At 74.0% G+C, this 15964-nt stretch carries 11 protein-coding genes and 3 pseudogenes; 5 read left to right on the top strand and 9 right to left on the bottom strand.

What is annotated here, in order from left to right; translation table 11 throughout:
* Positions 1-1049, bottom strand: a 1049-nt coding sequence (locus GCU69_RS01285; protein ID WP_156204894.1) for a glycosyltransferase family 39 protein, incomplete at its 3' end; no start/stop codon positions are given.
* Positions 1050-1248: 199 nt separating this feature from the next.
* Between GCU69_RS01285 and GCU69_RS32400 the strand changes: the two are divergent.
* The 4 genes and pseudogenes from GCU69_RS32400 to GCU69_RS01275 all read left to right on the top strand — a co-directional run.
* A pseudogene (locus GCU69_RS32400) lies at positions 1249-2193 on the top strand (glycosyltransferase); the annotation flags it as partial.
* Between the two features lie 765 nt (positions 2194-2958).
* Positions 2959-3465: pseudogene (locus GCU69_RS34670) on the top strand (glycosyltransferase); the annotation flags it as partial.
* Between the two features lie 228 nt (positions 3466-3693).
* Positions 3694-3954, top strand: a pseudogene (locus GCU69_RS34665) (glycosyltransferase family 2 protein); the annotation flags it as partial.
* Between the two features lie 606 nt (positions 3955-4560).
* Positions 4561-5661, top strand: a complete 1101-nt coding sequence (locus tag GCU69_RS01275) for a PucR family transcriptional regulator (protein ID WP_156204893.1) — start codon at positions 4561-4563, stop codon at positions 5659-5661.
* 68 nt (positions 5662-5729) lie between these two features.
* Here the strand turns inward: GCU69_RS01275 and GCU69_RS01270 are convergent, their stop codons facing one another.
* Entirely contained in the window at positions 5730-7034 is a 1305-nt protein-coding gene (locus GCU69_RS01270) for a geranylgeranyl reductase family protein (RefSeq protein ID WP_408055743.1), read from the bottom strand.
* 186 nt (positions 7035-7220) lie between these two features.
* Positions 7221-8219 (bottom strand): asparaginase, encoded by a 999-nt coding sequence (locus GCU69_RS01265; protein WP_098753387.1) that lies wholly within the window; start codon positions 8217-8219, stop codon positions 7221-7223.
* 128 nt (positions 8220-8347) lie between these two features.
* On the opposite strand from GCU69_RS01265, the gene GCU69_RS01260 reads away from it, so the two are divergent.
* The gene (locus tag GCU69_RS01260; protein ID WP_098753386.1) at positions 8348-8803 is read left to right on the top strand and encodes an Lrp/AsnC family transcriptional regulator; all 456 of its coding nucleotides are present in this window, start codon (positions 8348-8350) and stop codon (positions 8801-8803) included.
* 296 nt (positions 8804-9099) lie between these two features.
* Here the strand turns inward: GCU69_RS01260 and GCU69_RS01255 are convergent, their stop codons facing one another.
* The 6 genes from GCU69_RS01255 to GCU69_RS01225 all read right to left on the bottom strand — a co-directional run bounded on the left by GCU69_RS01255 (position 9100) and on the right by GCU69_RS01225 (position 15913).
* Positions 9100-9795, bottom strand: a complete 696-nt coding sequence (locus GCU69_RS01255; protein ID WP_098753385.1) for a demethylmenaquinone methyltransferase — start codon at positions 9793-9795, stop codon at positions 9100-9102.
* A 66-nt stretch (positions 9796-9861) separates the two neighbouring features.
* Positions 9862-10476 carry a Uma2 family endonuclease gene (locus GCU69_RS01250; RefSeq protein WP_235978132.1) on the bottom strand — a complete coding sequence of 205 codons (615 nt, stop codon included), beginning with the start codon at positions 10474-10476 and terminating at the stop codon, positions 9862-9864.
* A 125-nt stretch (positions 10477-10601) separates the two neighbouring features.
* Positions 10602-11240, bottom strand: a complete 639-nt coding sequence (locus GCU69_RS01245) for a hypothetical protein (protein WP_098753383.1) — start codon at positions 11238-11240, stop codon at positions 10602-10604.
* A 136-nt stretch (positions 11241-11376) separates the two neighbouring features.
* Entirely contained in the window at positions 11377-12591 is a 1215-nt protein-coding gene (mqnC, locus tag GCU69_RS01235) for a cyclic dehypoxanthinyl futalosine synthase (protein ID WP_098753382.1), read from the bottom strand.
* Between the two features lie 175 nt (positions 12592-12766).
* Positions 12767-14815: a serine/threonine-protein kinase gene (locus GCU69_RS01230; protein WP_098753381.1), complete on the bottom strand. Its 2049-nt coding sequence runs from the start codon at positions 14813-14815 to the stop codon at positions 12767-12769.
* A gap of 270 nt (positions 14816-15085) precedes the next feature.
* Complete coding sequence (locus GCU69_RS01225; RefSeq protein ID WP_235978134.1) at positions 15086-15913, bottom strand: menaquinone biosynthetic enzyme MqnA/MqnD family protein; 828 nt, start codon at positions 15911-15913, stop codon at positions 15086-15088.
* Positions 15914-15964 lie beyond the last annotated feature (51 nt).

Raw genomic sequence — 15964 nt, 5'->3', positions numbered from 1 at the left:
GACCGCCGCGCCACCGCCCGGGCGGCGCGCCACCCGACCCCGGCGAGGGCGAGCGCCAGGAACGGCAGGACCTGGAGGACGTACATGCGCGGCAGATAGCCCTCCGGACGCAGCCCGACGGCGGTGAGCAGCACGGCCGCCACCGCGGCCGGCCGCAACCGCCGCACCGCGAGCGCGGCGACCGCGGCGGCCAGGCCCGCGAGCGGCAGTACGGGGTCCAGGGCGAGCCACTCCCCGACCAGCCGGCGGGCCTCGCTGCCCTCGGTGAGCACCGAACCCGTGCCCGCCCGGCCGCCCAGCTGGAAGAAGACCGAACCCAGCAGCGACACGTGGTCCGGTCCCGGCAGCAACTCGCCCTTCAGCACGGCGTACAACGGATAGCCCGCGCACAACAGCGTCCCGGACACGAACCCGGTCAGCGAGAACAGCCGGGTCCTGCGATGGCTGCCCTGCCACAGGGCGACGAGCAGCGCGGGCAGCAGCAGCGCGATCGTCTCCTTGGACAGCACGGCGGCGGCGAACGCGGCCCCCGCCGCGACGTGGTGCCACAGGGCGCGGCGCGGCGACAGGGCCAGCGCGAAGGCGGCCAGCGCCCAGACGACGGCGAAGTTGTCGAGGAAGACCTGCCGGCCCAGCGAGACGGCCAGCGGCGACAGGGCGTGCAGCAGGGAGGCCGTGACCGCCGCCGCCGGGGGCAGCCCCAGGCGGCGGGCGACGAGGTGCAGCAGAGCGGCGCAGGCGGCGGCGACGGGCAGCATCGCGTACCGGCCCCGGGCGAAGGACGGCGCGTCCGGCAGCAGCAGTTCCGGGACCCAGGAGAGCGCGGCGAGCTGTGCCCAGCCCAGCGGCGGATGGTCGTACCAGTACGTGTAGTGGGCCAGCCCGCGGCCCTGCCGCACGGCCCACGCCTGGGCGAGATACGTGCCCTCGTCGTCGTTCGGAAAAGGCGTGCCCGTGGCATTCCATGCGCGCAGCGCGACCGCCACGGCGGTCACGGCCAGCAGGCACAGGACATCGCCGCCGGGACGGCGGACGGGAAATCGGCGCATGCGTCGACCATAGGCAGCGGAAAGCCGTTTTCCGACGCCCCGTCACTTTCCTTCTGCCACCCTGCACAACAAGCACGCGCATGTGTCCTCGCCCGTTCCGGCACGGCTCGGCGGACGGCTAATTTCACCATCAACGGCCCGCAGAATTTCCTCCCGGAACGAGACGAGTCATTCCGTGACATCCGTACTGCTCTTGTCCATGTCGCTGCTGAATTCGCTGACGGCCGGGGTGACGCTGTGGTGGATGCTGCACGCCTGGCGGACGCCCGGCACCCTGGAGGAGACCGGGTTCAGCGAGCCGGACGGCCGGCACGAGCTGACGTTCTCCCTGCTCGTGCCCGCCCGGCACGAGGAGAAGGTGCTCCGGCACTCGGTCGAGCGCATGCTGGCGAGCGACCATCCGCACTTCGAGATCGTGATCGTCACCGGCCACGACGACCCCGGCACCGGCGCACTGGCCCGCGCGCTCGCCGCGGAACACCCGGGCCGCGTCCGCGCCGTCACCGACCACCACGCCCGCAAGAACAAACCACGCGCCCTCAATACCGCCCTGCCGGAATGCCGGGGCCAGATCACCGGAATTTTCGACGCCGAGGACATCGTCCATCCCGAACTGCTGAGCCATGTCGACCGCACTTTCCGCAGACACCGCGCGGACGTCGTGCAGGGCGGCGTGCAGCTCGTCAATTACCGGGACAGCTGGTACTCCCTGCGGAACTGCCTGGAGTATTTCTTCTGGTTCCGCAGCCGGCTTCATCTGCACGCCCGCAGGGGCTTCGTCCCGCTCGGCGGCAACACCGTCTTCGTACGGACCCGCCTGCTGCGCGACACGGGAGGCTGGGACGGGGACTGCCTGGCCGAGGACTGCGATCTCGGCGTACGGCTGTCCAGCCGCGGCGCCCGGATCGTCGTCGGCTACCACCCAGCCCTGGTGACCCGCGAGGAGACACCCGGCTCGCTGCGCGGCCTCTACAAACAGCGCACCCGCTGGAACCAGGGCTTCCTGCAGGTGCTGCGCAAGGGCGAGTGGCGTCGGCTGCCGACCCCGGGCCGCCGCCTGCTCGCCCGCTACACCCTGGCGACCCCGTTCCTCCAGGCGGCCGCCGGGCTGTGCCTGCCGCCCCTGCTGGTCGCCGGGCTCCTCGACGAGACCCCGCTCCCGCTGGCCTTCGCCGCCTGGCTGCCCGCCCTGCTGCTCACCGCGATGACCCTCTTCGAGTGCGCGGCGCTGCACGACTTCGGCCGCCAGTACGGGGTGCGGATCGGGCCCGGGCACTACCTGAAGCTCTGCGCCGGTACGCCGTTCTACGCGCTGGTCCTCGCGGCCGCCGCCGTGCGCGCGGTGTGGCGCGAGTACACCGGCCGCACCGACTGGGAGCTGACCGCACACACCGGCGCCCATCACCACACCGGCACGCATCACACCGGCACGCACGACAGCGGCACGCACGACAACGGCACGCACGACGGCGGAACACGCCGCACCGGCCCACGCCGCACCGGCACGCACGGGACCGGCACCCGTGCGCTCCTCCGCCGGCCGCACCGGCCCGGCCGACGGCACCGACCACACCGGAGCACCATGAACGAGCCCAGCCCCACCACCACCGCCCCCGGCAGCCCCGCCCCCGGGACCACAGCCGACCCCGGGACCACAGCCGACCCCGGGACCACAGCCGACCCCGGGACCACAGCCGACCCGAGGACCACAGCCGACCCGAGGACCACAGCCGACCCGGGGACCACGTCCACCCCTGGAACCGCAGCCGACCCCGGGACCGGCCCCCTGCCCGGGCCCGCGCCGAAGCCCTGTCCCCCGCCCCGCCCCGGCCCGGGCTCCCTTCCCGCACCCCGCACGCCCCGCCCCGTACCGGAAGCCGCACCGGCGCCGGTCCCGCCCGCCGTCACCGTGATCGTGCCGACCCGGGACGAGGCGGACAACGTGGGCGAGTTGCTCGGCCGCCTCGACGCGGCGGTCCCGGCGGACATGCCGGCCGAGGTGCTGTTCGTCGACGACTCACGCGACAACACCCCCGCCGTGATCCGGGGCATCGCCCGCCACTGCCGGCTGCCCGTCTCGGTACACCACCGCGAACGGCCGGACGGCGGCCTCGGCGGCGCCGTCGCCGAGGGCATCCGCCGCACCACCACCCCGTGGATCGTCGTCATGGACGCCGATCTCCAGCATCCGGCCGACCTCGTCCCCCGGCTCGTCCTGCACGGCGAACGGGAGGGAGCGGAGCTGGTGGTCGCCAGCCGCTACGCCGACGGCGGCAGCCGGGACGGCCTCTCCGGGGCCTACCGCGCCACCGTGTCCCGGCTCGCGACACTCGTCGTCAAGGCCGTGTTCCCGCGCGCCCTGCGCTCCGTGTCCGACCCGATGAGCGGCTTCTTCGCCATCCGCAGACAGGCGGTGGCGCGACCGCACGACGGCGACACGGGCCCGCGCCGCAACACGGGCGCGCACGGCGACACAGGCCGGGTCGGCGACACAGGCCGGGTCGCCGATACGGACCGGGGCGGCGACACGGACCAGGGCGGCAACCCCGGCCCCGGCGGCACCGCGAGCCCCGGCGGCACCGCGCACGAAGGCGGCACCGCGCGCGCAGGGGCCACGGCGCGCACAGGCGGCGACCCCGGCGGCGTTGCCGCGCTGCGGCCGCTCGGCTACAAGATCCTGCTGGAGCTGCTGGTGCGCTGCCGTCCCCGGGGTGTCGCCGAACTGCCGTACACGTTCGGCGAACGGTTCGCGGGCCGCTCCAAGAGCACGCTGCGGGAAGGACTCCGCTTCCTGCGCCATGTGACCGCGCTGCGCACCGCGACCACCGGTGCCCGGCTCTGGGCCTGTGCGCTGATCGGGCTCTCCGGTTTCGCGCCCAACCTGCTCGCGTTGAAGCTGCTCACCGAGGTGGCCGGAACGCACTACGTGGCGGCGGGAATCGTGGCCAACCAGCTCGCGCTGCTCTGGAACTTCCTGCTCACCGACCGGCTGCTGTACCCGGACGGCCACCGGCCGGGCGCCTACCGGCCGCATGCGTACCGTCCGGGCACGCACCGTCCGGGCACGCACCGTCCGGGCAGGCACCGTCGGGGCACGCACCGGCCGGGCACGCGCCGTCCGGGCGCCCGGGGACGGCACCGCAAGCCCCGTACGGCACCGCTGCCCTGGCCCGTCCGGCTGCTCGGTTTCGCGGCGCTCGCCAACGCGGACCTGCTGCTCCGGCTGCCGCTCACCGTGTTCCTGGTCTCCGGTGCCTCGCTCGCGCCGGTGCCCGCGACGGCCCTGGCGCTGGTTCCGGCGTTCCTCGTGCGATTTCTGTTGATCGAGCGGGTGTTGTACGGGCGCGCCGCCACAACCTCCCCCGGCGTGGCGCGCCGGAATTCCACCACGGAAGCGGACCAAACGGGCAAGAATGAGCGGACATAGCGTGCTTGACCGCTTGTTACCGGATCAATCATGACGAAGACGAAATTCACTCATCGTGCCCCCCTGACCGAAGGAGCACCAGCAGTGTCATCGGAAGCCCCGCCCCGAACAACCACCGATCCGAGCGGGTCCGAGCTCCTGATGCGGGCGGTACGGGCCGTCGTGGACGGCCGGGATCTCGCCCGGCGCGTCGTCACCGAGCCCACGACCGCCCAGTGGCTGTCCGCACCGCCCGACCTGCCGGCCGTGACCGGCGACATCGAGCTGTGGACCCGGGTCTTCGCCGACGACGTGCCGTCCGACGAGGTGCCGCGGTGCTTCGAGGAGCGGGCCGCCGCGCACGCCCGGCGGGGCACACCACCGGGGGACGCGGTCCTCGTCCAGCACGGCTGTGTCAATGTGCTGGTCGGCGCGGTGATCTCCTGGCTGGAGGCCGGCCGGCCGCACCCGCGGGCCGCGGAGGCCCGGCAGACCGCCGGCGCCGTCGCCCTGCGGACGCTCCAGACGGCCACCGCCGCCATCGCGCGGAGCTACCGACTCGCGGCCGCCGCCCGCGTCCCGCGCACCCGCGACCCCCTCCCGGAATCCCGGCGCTGGTGCCTGGCGGTGGCCGTGCGCGAGGGCGAGACCCACCGGCTCCTGGAACGCTTCCGGGCCGCCAACCCGCAGGCGTCGGCGGACACCGACGGCACCACCCTGACCTGCTTCACCTCACAGTGGCCGACCGTGCCCGAGGGCTTCGGACCGTACGGTGTCGCGCCCGTGGAGGGATGCGACACGGACCGCGCGGCCGGCCGGGCGGGCCTCGCCGCCGCGGCCGCCCGCCGCTACCGGCTGGACCACGTCGACGCCCGGCAGTTGCTGCCGCTGCTCGCCGCTTCCGACCTGGACCCGGACGAGTGCGACGCGTTCCTCACCGCCTGCCTGGGCCCGCTGCACACGGCCGACGGCAACGAGCACCTGATGGAGACGCTGCGCGCCTACCTCAGCCACAACCTGTGCACGACCGCAGCGGCCCGCAGCCTCTACGTCCACCGGCACACCTTCGCCTACCGGATGCGCTGCATCAGGTCCCTCACCGGGCTCGACCCGGACCGGCCCTTCCACCGGCTGCGCGCCGAACTGGCCCTGCTGCTCAGGGAGGCGTCCCGGCCCGGCGGCCGGCCGCGGCCCCGGCTCGCGTGACGCAGAGCCGCAGCACCGCGGAACCGCAGAGCCGCAGCACCGCAGAGCCGCGTCCGGCCTTCGCACGGTCAGGACCTGGGCGCGACCTTGCTGAGGCCGTTGATGACACGGTCCATCGCGTCACCGCCGGTCGGATCCGTCAGGTTGGCCAGCAGCTTGAGGGTGAAGCGCATCAGCATCGGGTGGGTCAGGCCGCGCTCCGTGGCCAGCTTCATCACCCTCGGGTTCCCGATCAGCTTCACGAACGCGCGCCCCAGGCTGTAATAGCCGCCGTAGGTGTCCTTGAGCACCTTCGGGTAGCGCTGGAGGGCCAGCTCGCGGCCCGCCGGGGTCTGCCGGGCGTGCGCCTGCACGATGACGTCGGCGGCGATGTGGCCGGACTCCATGGCGTACGCGATGCCCTCGCCGTTGAACGGGTTGACCAGGCCGCCCGCGTCGCCCACGAGCAGCAGGCCCTTGGTGTAGTGCGGCTGGCGGTTGAAGGCCATCGGCAGCGCGGCGCCGCGGATCGGGCCGGTCATGTTCTCCGGGGTGTAGCCCCAGTCCTCCGGCATCGACGCGCACCAGGCCTTGAGGACCTCGCGCCAGTCCAGCTCCTTGAAGGCGGAGGAGGAGTTGAGGATGCCGAGCCCGACGTTCGAGGTGCCGTCGCCCATGCCGAAGACCCAGCCGTAGCCGGGCAGCAGCCGGTCCTCGGCGCCGCGCCGGTCCCACAGCTCCAGCCACGACTCCAGATAGTCGTCGTCGTGGCGCGGGGAGGTGAAGTACGTCCGCACGGCGACGCCCATCGGCCGGTCCTCGCGCCGGTGCAGGCCCATCGCGAGGGAGAGCCGGGTGGAGTTGCCGTCGGCGGCGACGACCAGCGGGGCGTGGAAGGTGACCGGGGTCTTCTCCTCGCCGACCCTGGCCTCGACGCCGGTGATCCGGCCGGTGCGCTCGTCCAGCACCGGCGCCCCGACGTTGCAGCGCTCGTGCAGCCGGGCGCCCGCCTTCTGAGCCGCCCGCGCCAACTGCTCGTCGAAGTCGTCACGGCGGCGCACGAGTCCGTAGTCGGGGAACGAGGCCAGCTCCGGCCAGTCGAGCTGGAGCCGCGTACCGCCCGCGATGATGCGCAGGCCCTTGTTGCGCAGCCAGCCCGCCTCCTCGGAGATGTCGATCCCCATGGAGACGAGCTGCTTGGTGGCGCGCGGGGTCAGTCCGTCACCGCAGACCTTCTCGCGCGGGAACGCGGTCTTCTCCAGCAGCAGCACGTCGAGCCCGGACTTCGCCAGGTGGTACGCCGTCGCGGAGCCGGCGGGGCCCGCGCCGACGACGATCACATCGGCGCTGCGCTCGTTGAGGTCGGTGTCGGTCACGTCGGCACTCCCGGCCAGTGGTCGGTGCGCGGGCCCGCACGGGGCGGTTTGCGCTGGACCGGATCAGTCTAAGCGGGGGCACCGACGCCGCGGCGGGGCGGTGTCCCGAGCCCAGCCGCACGCCGTCCGACCAGGCCCTGTCGTCCCGTACGGGCAGCGGCGCGTGGCGCCACCCCCGGCGCCGGGCGGTGTGCGGCGGTGGTGTCAGGCGGCGACCGGGAGGGTCATCGGGTCGGTGATCCGGCGGAGGGCGTCGAGGCGGTCCGCCGGGTCCGGGGAGGACATCAGGGCGGCCAGCACGGCCATCCGGGTCTGGCCCGCGCGAAGGGTGCCGGCGGGGACCGCGCCCGCCGCTATCAGGTCCACGGCACCGCCGTTGGTGTAGATCGGGGTGACGGGGCCCGAGGGCACCCGTGTGGTCAGCGCGACCAGGACGCCGCGGGCGACGGCCCGTTCGACGGCGGAGGTGAACGCCGGGGTGGCGTTGCCCGCGCCCGTCGCGACGAGCACCACGCCGCGCGCGCCGGCCTCCACCGCGGTGTCGAGGAAGAGCGGGTCGGCGTCCGAGTGGTGCATCACCATGTCGACCCGGGGCAGCGCCGCCTCCAGGGCCGGCAGCGGCAGCGGTTCCGTACGCTCCGGGCGGCGCAGCACGTCGACCCGGCCGAAGCCGACCTTGCCGACCGGGCCGTGCGTCGGGTCGGCGAACGCGTCGGCCGCCACGGTGTGCGCCTTGACGGTGCCCCGGGCGGCGTGCACCCGGCCCGCGAAGACGGCCAGGGTGCCGAGCCCCTCGACGGTCGAGGCCGTCAGCAGGGCGTCGTAGAGATTGCCGGAGGCGTCGCCGCCGACGTCCTCCAGGGGGCGCTGGGCGCCGGTGAGGACCACCGGCCGGCGGTCCGCGTGGTGCAGGTCGAGCAGGAAGGCCGACTCCTCCAGGGTGTCGGTGCCGTGGGTGACGACGACACCGTCCACGGACGGGTCCTCCAGCACCTCGTGCACCGCGCGCAGCAGGGTCACCTGGTGGGCGGTGGTCAGCCGGGGGCTGTTGACCGTGAAGAGGTCGACGACCTCGGGCTGCACGCCCTCGGGCACGTCCGCCGCGGCGAGCACGTCGCTTCCGGCCGCGTCGGCGGCGTATCCGTTGCCCTGCCAGCGGCTGGCGATCGTTCCGCCTGTGGTCACCACGACGATGCGGCGCATCCTGCCCCCTCGCGACACAGAAGAATCCGTTCAGCCACTACGGCTACCGGCAAGTATATTCGCTTCCAGTCGAAATAGGCTGCCAAATCTTCTGGTCTACGCGCCTTGCATTGGCAGATAATGCCACCATGGACGCCATCGACCAGAGCATCTTGCGCGAACTCCAGGCGAACGGCCGGCTGACCAACCAGGAGCTGGCCCAGCGGGTGGGCCTCTCCCCCTCGCCCTGTCTGCGCCGGGTACGGCAGCTGGAGCGCGACGGCACCATCCGCGGCTATCGCGCGGTTCTCGACCCCGGCGCGGTCGGGCGCGGCTTCGAGGTGCTGGTGTCGGTGGAGGTGCGCCGCGACCGGAAGACGGTCGAGGCCTTCGAGGAGGCCCTCCAGGACCTCCCGGACGTGGTCGAGGCCTACCGCCTCTTCGGCAGCCCGGGATGCCTGCTGCGGATCGCCGTCGCGGACATCGAGACGTACGAACGGCTGTGGATCGAGCGGATCACGGCCCTGCCGGGGGTGACGGAGGTCAACTCGCAGATCGTGATGAAGCGGCTCAAGGAACCGGGGGAGCTTCCGGTCAGCCGCTGAAGGCACGCCGGGGACACGGCGGCAGGGCCGACCCGGGTCGCGGGCCCGCCGGCGCGCTACGCCGGACACCGGGTCCGTCTCTCCGGCCCCGTCCGTCTCTCCGGCCCCGTCCGTCTCTCCGGCCCCGTCCGTCTTCCGGTCGCGCGCCTCCACCGGTCCACCGGCGCGGTCCGTCTCTCCGGCCCGTCGGCCTCTCCGGCCCGTCGGCCTCTCCGGTTCGCCCGCCTCACCGGCCCGCCCGGGAGCACGCCGGGACAGGAGGGCCGCCCCGTCCGGGATTGCGCCGGGAGGGCCGGTCAGTCCGCCTTGCGCGCCCGGTGCAGGGCCACGATGCCGCCCGTCAGATCGCGCCAGGCCACCTTCGACCATCCCGCCTGCTGCATCCGCGCGGCCAGCGCCCTCTGGTCGGGCCAGGCGCGGATCGACTCGGCGAGGTAGACGTACGCGTCCGGGCTGCTGCTGACCGCCGTGGCGACCGGCGGCAGGGCGCGCATCAGGTACTCGGTGTAGACGGTGCGGAACGGCGCCCACGTCGGGTGGCTGAACTCGCAGATGACGACCCGCCCGCCCGGCCGGGTCACCCGCAGCAGCTCGGCCAGCGCCGCGTCCGTGTCCTGCACGTTGCGCAGCCCGAAGGAGATCGTGACGGCATCGAAGGCGTCGTCGGCGAACGGCAGCCGCATCGCGTCCCCGGCCGTGAACGGCAGGTGCGGGTGGCGCTTCTTGCCCTCCCGCAGCATGCCGAGCGAGAAGTCGCAGGGCACGACGTACGCGCCCGCGCGCACGAAGGGCTGCGAGGAGGTGGCCGTACCGGCGGCGAGGTCGAGCACCCGCTCGGCGGGCCGGGCGGCGACGGCCTGCGCGACGGCCTTCCGCCACAGCCGCGCCTGGCCCAGCGACAGCACGTCGTTCGTCAGGTCGTATTTCGCCGCCACGTCGTCGAACATCGCGGCGACTTCGTGCGGCTGCTTGTCCAGGGAGGCTCGGGTCACGGGCCCATTGTGGCGGTTGGGGCCGGGGGACGGAGCGGCGGGGCGCCCGCCCGGGGCGCCGGAGCCCTACAGCTCGACCAGGGAGTGGAGGTCGATCGTCACCGGGAAGGGCACCTCGGTGGCCAGCTTTCCCCGGTGTACGGCACCCTCGGGCGAGGGCGCGTAGACACCGGCGTCGTGGTGATACCAGAACTCGTACACCACCGGGAGGCCGTCCTCGCCACGCTCGACGCGCCAGTAGTGCGGCACCCGGGCCGCGGCGAACATGGCGGGCTTGCGCACCCGGTCGTCCTGCCGCGATCCCGGCGACACGACCTCGACGGCGAGGGCCAGTTGCTCGACGGGCACGCACTCCGCCGTGAAGACGTCCAATCCGCGCTTGTCGTAGACGGCGACATCGGGCTTCTGCACGTTGTTCTCGTCGATGAGGACGCAGCGCTCGACGTTGACGGCGAACGGATCGCGCCGCACGCTCCGCAGCCGGTGGTAGAGCCCGTCCCGGACAAGGTCGTGCCACAGAGCCGTCATTCCACGAACCACGATGTTCCCGTCCACCAGATCCCAGTCGAAGGGCAGGTCAAGGTCTTTCACCTGGTCGAACGTCCAGCCGCCCTCCGGCGGGTACATCCAGGTGTCCGGGGTCGCCTGCTCCTGCCGTTCGGCGGTCATTGCTACTCCCATGAGACGCATCATGGACGGGCGTACGGTCCTCCGCTCAGCGTACGACGCGGCGTCACCCGAAGTAGCGATCGCCCGGCCGCGCTTTGACCGGCGGCCACGGGCAGGGGGCCCTCGCGGGGCGGCGGTCAGCGGGCGCGGTGGACCAGGCGGCCGGCGATCACGGTGGCGAGGCAGCGGCCGGGAGCGGCGCCCGGGGACGCGCCGGGAGCGGTGTCCTGGGCCGTGCCGGGAGCGGTGTCCGGGGCCGCGCCGGGCGTCGGCGGGGCGAAGACCGCGAAGTCCGCCCGGGACTCCAGGACCAGGGTGCGCGGCCCGGGCGTGCGCACCGGCGTCACGGCGAGGCCGGAGCGGGCCACCGCCGCGCGGACGGCCGGGCGGGTGAAGGGGCCGGCCAGGCTCGTCGTGCCGCCGGCCAGCAGCCGCTGGAGGCCGCGCCGCGCGCCGGCGCCCCAGCGGGTGTCGGTCATCGGCAGGGCGGTGAGCGCGTCGCCGGTGAGCGGCTCCGTGCCCAGCTCGCCCGCCTCGCGCGGATCCGGGTGGTAGGTGTGCTCCAGCAGGGCGGGGGCGTCCGGTTCGTGGCGGCCGGGGGTGAGCACGCCGTCCCACTCGCGGACCCGGGCACGGTCGCCGTACACCGCGAGCATCACCTCGTACGGGGCGATGGCCTCGATCCGGTCGCCCTCGACGACCAGCGCGTCGTGCCCCGGGCGCGCGGCCTCGCCGTGCGTGAAGCTCAGCCCGCGGACCCGGTGGATGGTGAGCATCAGGCCCTGCTGCCTCTCCGTGCGCCTGCCAGTCCGCCTCGCCGTGAGCCTGCCGGTCCGCCAGTCGGTTCGCCTGTGGGTTCGCCCGTCGGTACGCCTGTCGGTGCACCGGTCGGTACGCCTGTCGGTGCGCCCGTCAGTTGGCCCGGACGAGCTTGAGTTCCGGGTGCGCCGTGCCACCCTCGATGGCCGTGGACGACAGGTGCGACACGACCTGGTCGTCCACCGGGTCGTTCGCCGGGTCGTCGTGCACCACCAGGTGCTCGTACGTGGTCGCCCGCTGGGCGGGGACGCGGCCGGCCGAGCGGATCAGCTCGATCAGCTCCATGCGGTTGGAGCGGTGCCGGGCGCCCGCCGAGGAGACGACATTCTCCTCCAGCATCACGGAGCCGAGGTCGTCCGCGCCGTAGTGCAGCGACAGCTGGCCGACCTCCTTGCCGGTGGTGAGCCAGGAGCCCTGGATGTGGGCGACGTTGTCCAGGAAGAGACGGGCGATGGCGATCATCCGCAGATACTCGAAGAGCGTCGCCTGCGTCTGCCCCTTCAGGTGGTTGTTCTCCGGCTGGTAGGTGTACGGGATGAAGGCGCGGAAGCCGCCGGTGCGGTCCTGCACGTCGCGGATCATCCGCAGATGCTCGATCCGCTCGGCGTTGGTCTCACCGGTGCCCATCAGCATGGTGGAGGTGGACTCCACGCCCAGCCCGTGCGCGATCTCCATGATCTCCAGCCACCGCTCGCCGGACTCCTTGAGCGGCGCGATCGCCTTGCGCGGCCGGGCGGGCAGCAGTTCGGCGCCGGCCCCGGCGAAGGAGTCGAGCCCGGCGGCGTGGATGCGGCGGATCGCCTCCTCGGCGGAGACGCCGGAGATCCGGGCCATGTGCTCGATCTCGGAGGCCCCGAGGGAGTGGATGACCAGCTGCGGGAACGCCTTCTTGATCGCGGCGAAGTGCTCTTCGTAGTACTCGACGCCGAAGTCCGGGTGGTGTCCGCCCTGGAACATGATCTGGGTGCCGCCCAGCTCGACGGTCTCCGCGCAGCGGCGCAGGATGTCGTCCAGGTCCCGGGTCCAGCCCTTCGCGGTGTCCTTCGGGGCGGCGTAGAAGGCGCAGAACTTGCACGCCGTCACACAGACGTTGGTGTAGTTGATGTTCCGCTCGATGATGTACGTCGCGATGTGCTCGGTGCCGGCGTACCGGCGGCGGCGCACGGCGTCGGCCGCGGCGCCCAGGGCGTGCAGCGGCGCGGAGCGGTAGAGGTCGAGCGCTTCCTCCGGGGTGATGCGACCGCCCTGCGCGGCACGGTCGAGTACGGCTGCGTGGTCTGAACCCGCGTGGTCAGCGTTCTCGGGCACCGGGGCGTCCCTTTCGGAAGGTTCTCTGCGGACCGATCCAGCCTACGCCAGCCCGCGGACAGCCCCGGAAGGGGCCGTGGGGCAGCCCGGCGGACGGTTCCCCGCCGCCGGGCAGCGCCTCGGCGCACGGCGCCCGGCGGCCTCTCGTGTCCCTCAGCCGTCGGCGCGGCTGTCCTCAGCCGTCGGCGCGGCGCAGGTCGGCCCTGGGCTCGCCGCCCCGCTCGTCGTCCGACGCGTAGGCCAGCCGGTCCTTGCCGGTGAGGGTGAGCGTGACGGTGGCCGTGTCGCCCGTGCAGAGCCCGGACGGGTTGTCCTTGGTGTCGTCGGTGGTCTCGCGCAGCGTGATCTTCTTCTCGGCGGCCGCCACGAGTTCGCCCTTCGCGTGGCAGGAGGCGGAGAGCATCGAGTACGTCAGCCGGGCCACCTGATCGCCCTTCTGCCCCTTCTTCACCACGACGGTGAGGTTGCCGTTGGGGAAGCCGTTGCTCTGCTCGACGGCGCCCTGCCAGGTGCCCGTGAAGCCCGCGGGAACGGCCTGCTCCGGGCGTTCCGAGGCGTCGCCGCCGTCCTCGCCGGTGTCGCCGGGAGGGTTCGCCGTGTGGTCGCCGCCACCGCCGCCGAAGCCGGGCAGCAGGTCGCCGAAGAGCACGGTGGGCGTGCCGACGGCGAGCGCCGCCGCGATCGAGACGGCCATGACACAGCTCACCCGGCGCGGGCGCCGCTTGCCGGGCCGTGCGGCTGCCGGGCCCGGGGGGCGGGTGGCGGTCGCGGAGGCGGAGAAGGAGAAGCCGGGCCCGGCCGGCCCCTGGGCCGGTACGGAGCCGTGCGCGGCGCCCGGGCTGCCGGGCACCGGAGCGGCCCCGGGCGGGTCCGCGGGCGCCGGTGCGGCCCCGGGCCGGTCCGAGGGCGACGCCGTTCCCGCTCCGGGGACACCGTGGGCGTACGAGTGGTGCGGCGGCCCGAAGCCGTCCGAGGCCGGGGCCTCCTCCCGGTCCCGGCCCGGATACTGCGCGGGCGGCATCGTCACCAGCCCGGAGTGCTGCGGGGGCTGTGGCCGCGGCGGCGGGGCCGGCGGCCAGGCACCGGGCGTCCCGGCCGGAGCGGCCGCCTGGGCACCGGCGCCCGGAGCTTCCGCACCGGCGCCGGAGCCTCCCGCACCCGGGCCCGCTGCTTCTGGGGACGACGCTCCGGGGACCTGACCCGGGACGTCCCGCCCGGCGCCCGCGGCTTCCCGTGCCTCCGGCCCGGTGACGTCCCGACCCGGGACGTCCTGCCCGGTCACGGCCTCACCCGGGACGTCCTGCCCGGGAGCCGCCGGATCCGGCGCGGCCTCCAGGCCGAGCAGCTCCACCGCCCGCCGTCCGACCTGCTCCACCAGCGCCCCGGGCAGCCACCCGCTCCGTACGTACTCCCCCACGCCCTCCGGCGGGGCGAGCCGCCGGGTGATCTCGGCCGGGGCCGGCCGGTCCGCCGGGTCCTTGGCCAGACAGGCCGCGACCAGGTCGCGCAGCTCGCCGTCCAGCCCGTCGAGTTCGGGCTCCTCGTGCACGACCTTGTAGAGCAGGGAGGCCGAGCCGGTCCCGGGGAACGGTTCGCGGGACCGGGCGGCGAAGGCGAGCACGGCGCCGAGCGAGAAGACGTCGGAGGCGCCCGTGACGTCGTGGCCGAGGATCTGTTCCGGGGACATGTAGCCGGGTGAGCCGATGGAGACGCCGCTCGCGGTGAGCGAGGCGGTGCCGTCGGTGGCGCGGGCGATGCCGAAGTCGATGAGGCGCGGGCCGTCCATGGTGAGCAGCACGTTGGACGGCTTCACGTCGCGGTGCACGAGGTCGAGCGCGTGCACGGCGGCCAGCGCCTCGGCCAGGCCCGCGCCCAGGGCCCGTACGGTGTGCCCGGGCAGCGCCCCGACGGCGTCCACCGCCTGGCCCAGGGCCGGTCCGGCGACGTAACCGGTGGCCACCCAGGGGATCCGGTCGTCGGCACCGGCGTCGAGCACCGGCGCGGTCCAGTCGCCGCCGACCCGGCGCGCGGCGTCGACCTCGCGCCGGAAGCGCGCCCGGAACTGCTCGTCGGACGCGAAGTGCGGATGCACCACCTTGACCGCGACCGTCCGGCCGCCGGAACTGCGGCCCACATAGACCCGGCCCATGCCGCCGGAGCCGAGCCGGCCCAGCAGCCGGTACGGGCCGACGGTGCGCGGGTCGTCCACGACCAGCGGTTGCATCAGCGGTCCCCCTCGGCTCGTGCCGCGCCGCCTCCCGGTGCGGCGCCGCGGCCAGTCTAGGAGCCCGTCGCGCCCGCCCGAAGGGCCGATACGGAGCGGGCGGCGCGGCCGCGGCCCGGGCGTCCTGCGGCGCCGTCCCGGCGGCGCAGGCGGATCACGGCCCGGCGGCGCGAGCGGTCATGTCGCGGCGGCGCGAACGGCCGTGCCGAGGCGGTGCGAGCGGTCACGGCCCGGTGGTGCGAGCGGTCGTGCCGCGGAGGCGCCGGCCGGTCACATCCCCGCGGGCGGGTCGCCGAGCAGGGCGACCTCGACGTCGGCCGGGTATCCGGTCGTCGGGCCGGTCCGGCGGGTGAATTCCGTGATGCCCGCGAGCTGTTCCGGCCCGAGCCGGAAGTCGAGCGTGGTGAAGTAGCGCTCCAGGACCTCCGCGTCGAAGGACTCCCAGCGGGCGGCCTGCTCGGCGACCTTGGTGACCTCCTCCAGCGACAGGTCCCGGGACTCCAGGAACGCCTGGTGCACCCGGTGCACGAACTCCGGCCTCCGCCGGAGGTAGTCGCGCCGCGCCGCCCAGACCGCGAAGACGAACGGCAGCCCCGTCCACTCCTTCCACATCTGCCCTAGGTCGTGCACCTGGAGCCCGAGCTTCGGTGCCTCGTGCAGGGCGGCCCGGAGCGCCGCGTCACCGATCAGCACGGCGGCCTCGGCCTCGCGCATCATCAGCCGCAGATCGGGCGGGCAGGTGTAGTAGTCGGGCGCGACGCCGTAGCGCTCGGCGAGCAGCAGCTCGGCGAGGCGTACGGAGGTGCGGGAGGTCGAGCCGAGCGCCACCCGGCGGCCGTCCAGCTCGTCGAGCGGCACCTGCGAGACGATGACGCAGGACATCACCGGTCCGTCGCAGCCCACGGCGATGTCGGGCAGGGCCACGAGGTCGCCGGCGTTCCGCAGGAACTCCACGAGGGTGACCGGTCCCATGTCCAGCTCGCCGCGGATCAGCTGCTCGCTGAGCTTCTCCGGGGTGTCCTTGCGCAGATCGAGATCGAGCAGCGTGCCCGTGCGCGCGAGGCCCCAGTAGAGGGGTACGCAGTTGAGGAACTGGATGTGGCCGACGCGGGGCCGGTCACGACGGTGGTCGTCGGCGGTCCGGTCAGC

The sequence above is a fragment of the Streptomyces lycii genome (genome assembly GCF_009735685.1).
Lineage (GTDB): Bacteria > Actinomycetota > Actinomycetes > Streptomycetales > Streptomycetaceae > Streptomyces > Streptomyces lycii.
The sequence above is the reverse complement of the archived record's forward strand: the minus strand, read 5'-3'. Positions and strand labels throughout refer to the sequence as shown.

What these genes read in the sequence shown, in the direction of transcription:
- GCU69_RS01265 (WP_098753387.1), bottom strand. Translation starts at nt 8,219, where the DNA reads ATGCGCCGCATCGTCGTGGTGACCACAGGCGGAACGATCGCCAGCCGC.
- GCU69_RS01260 (WP_098753386.1), top strand. Translation starts at nt 8,348, where the DNA reads ATGGACGCCATCGACCAGAGCATCTTGCGCGAACTCCAGGCGAACGGC.
- GCU69_RS01250 (WP_235978132.1), bottom strand. Translation starts at nt 10,476, where the DNA reads ATGGGAGTAGCAATGACCGCCGAACGGCAGGAGCAGGCGACCCCGGAC.
- GCU69_RS01245 (WP_098753383.1), bottom strand. Translation starts at nt 11,240, where the DNA reads ATGCTCACCATCCACCGGGTCCGCGGGCTGAGCTTCACGCACGGCGAG.
- GCU69_RS01230 (WP_098753381.1), bottom strand. Translation starts at nt 14,815, where the DNA reads ATGCAACCGCTGGTCGTGGACGACCCGCGCACCGTCGGCCCGTACCGG.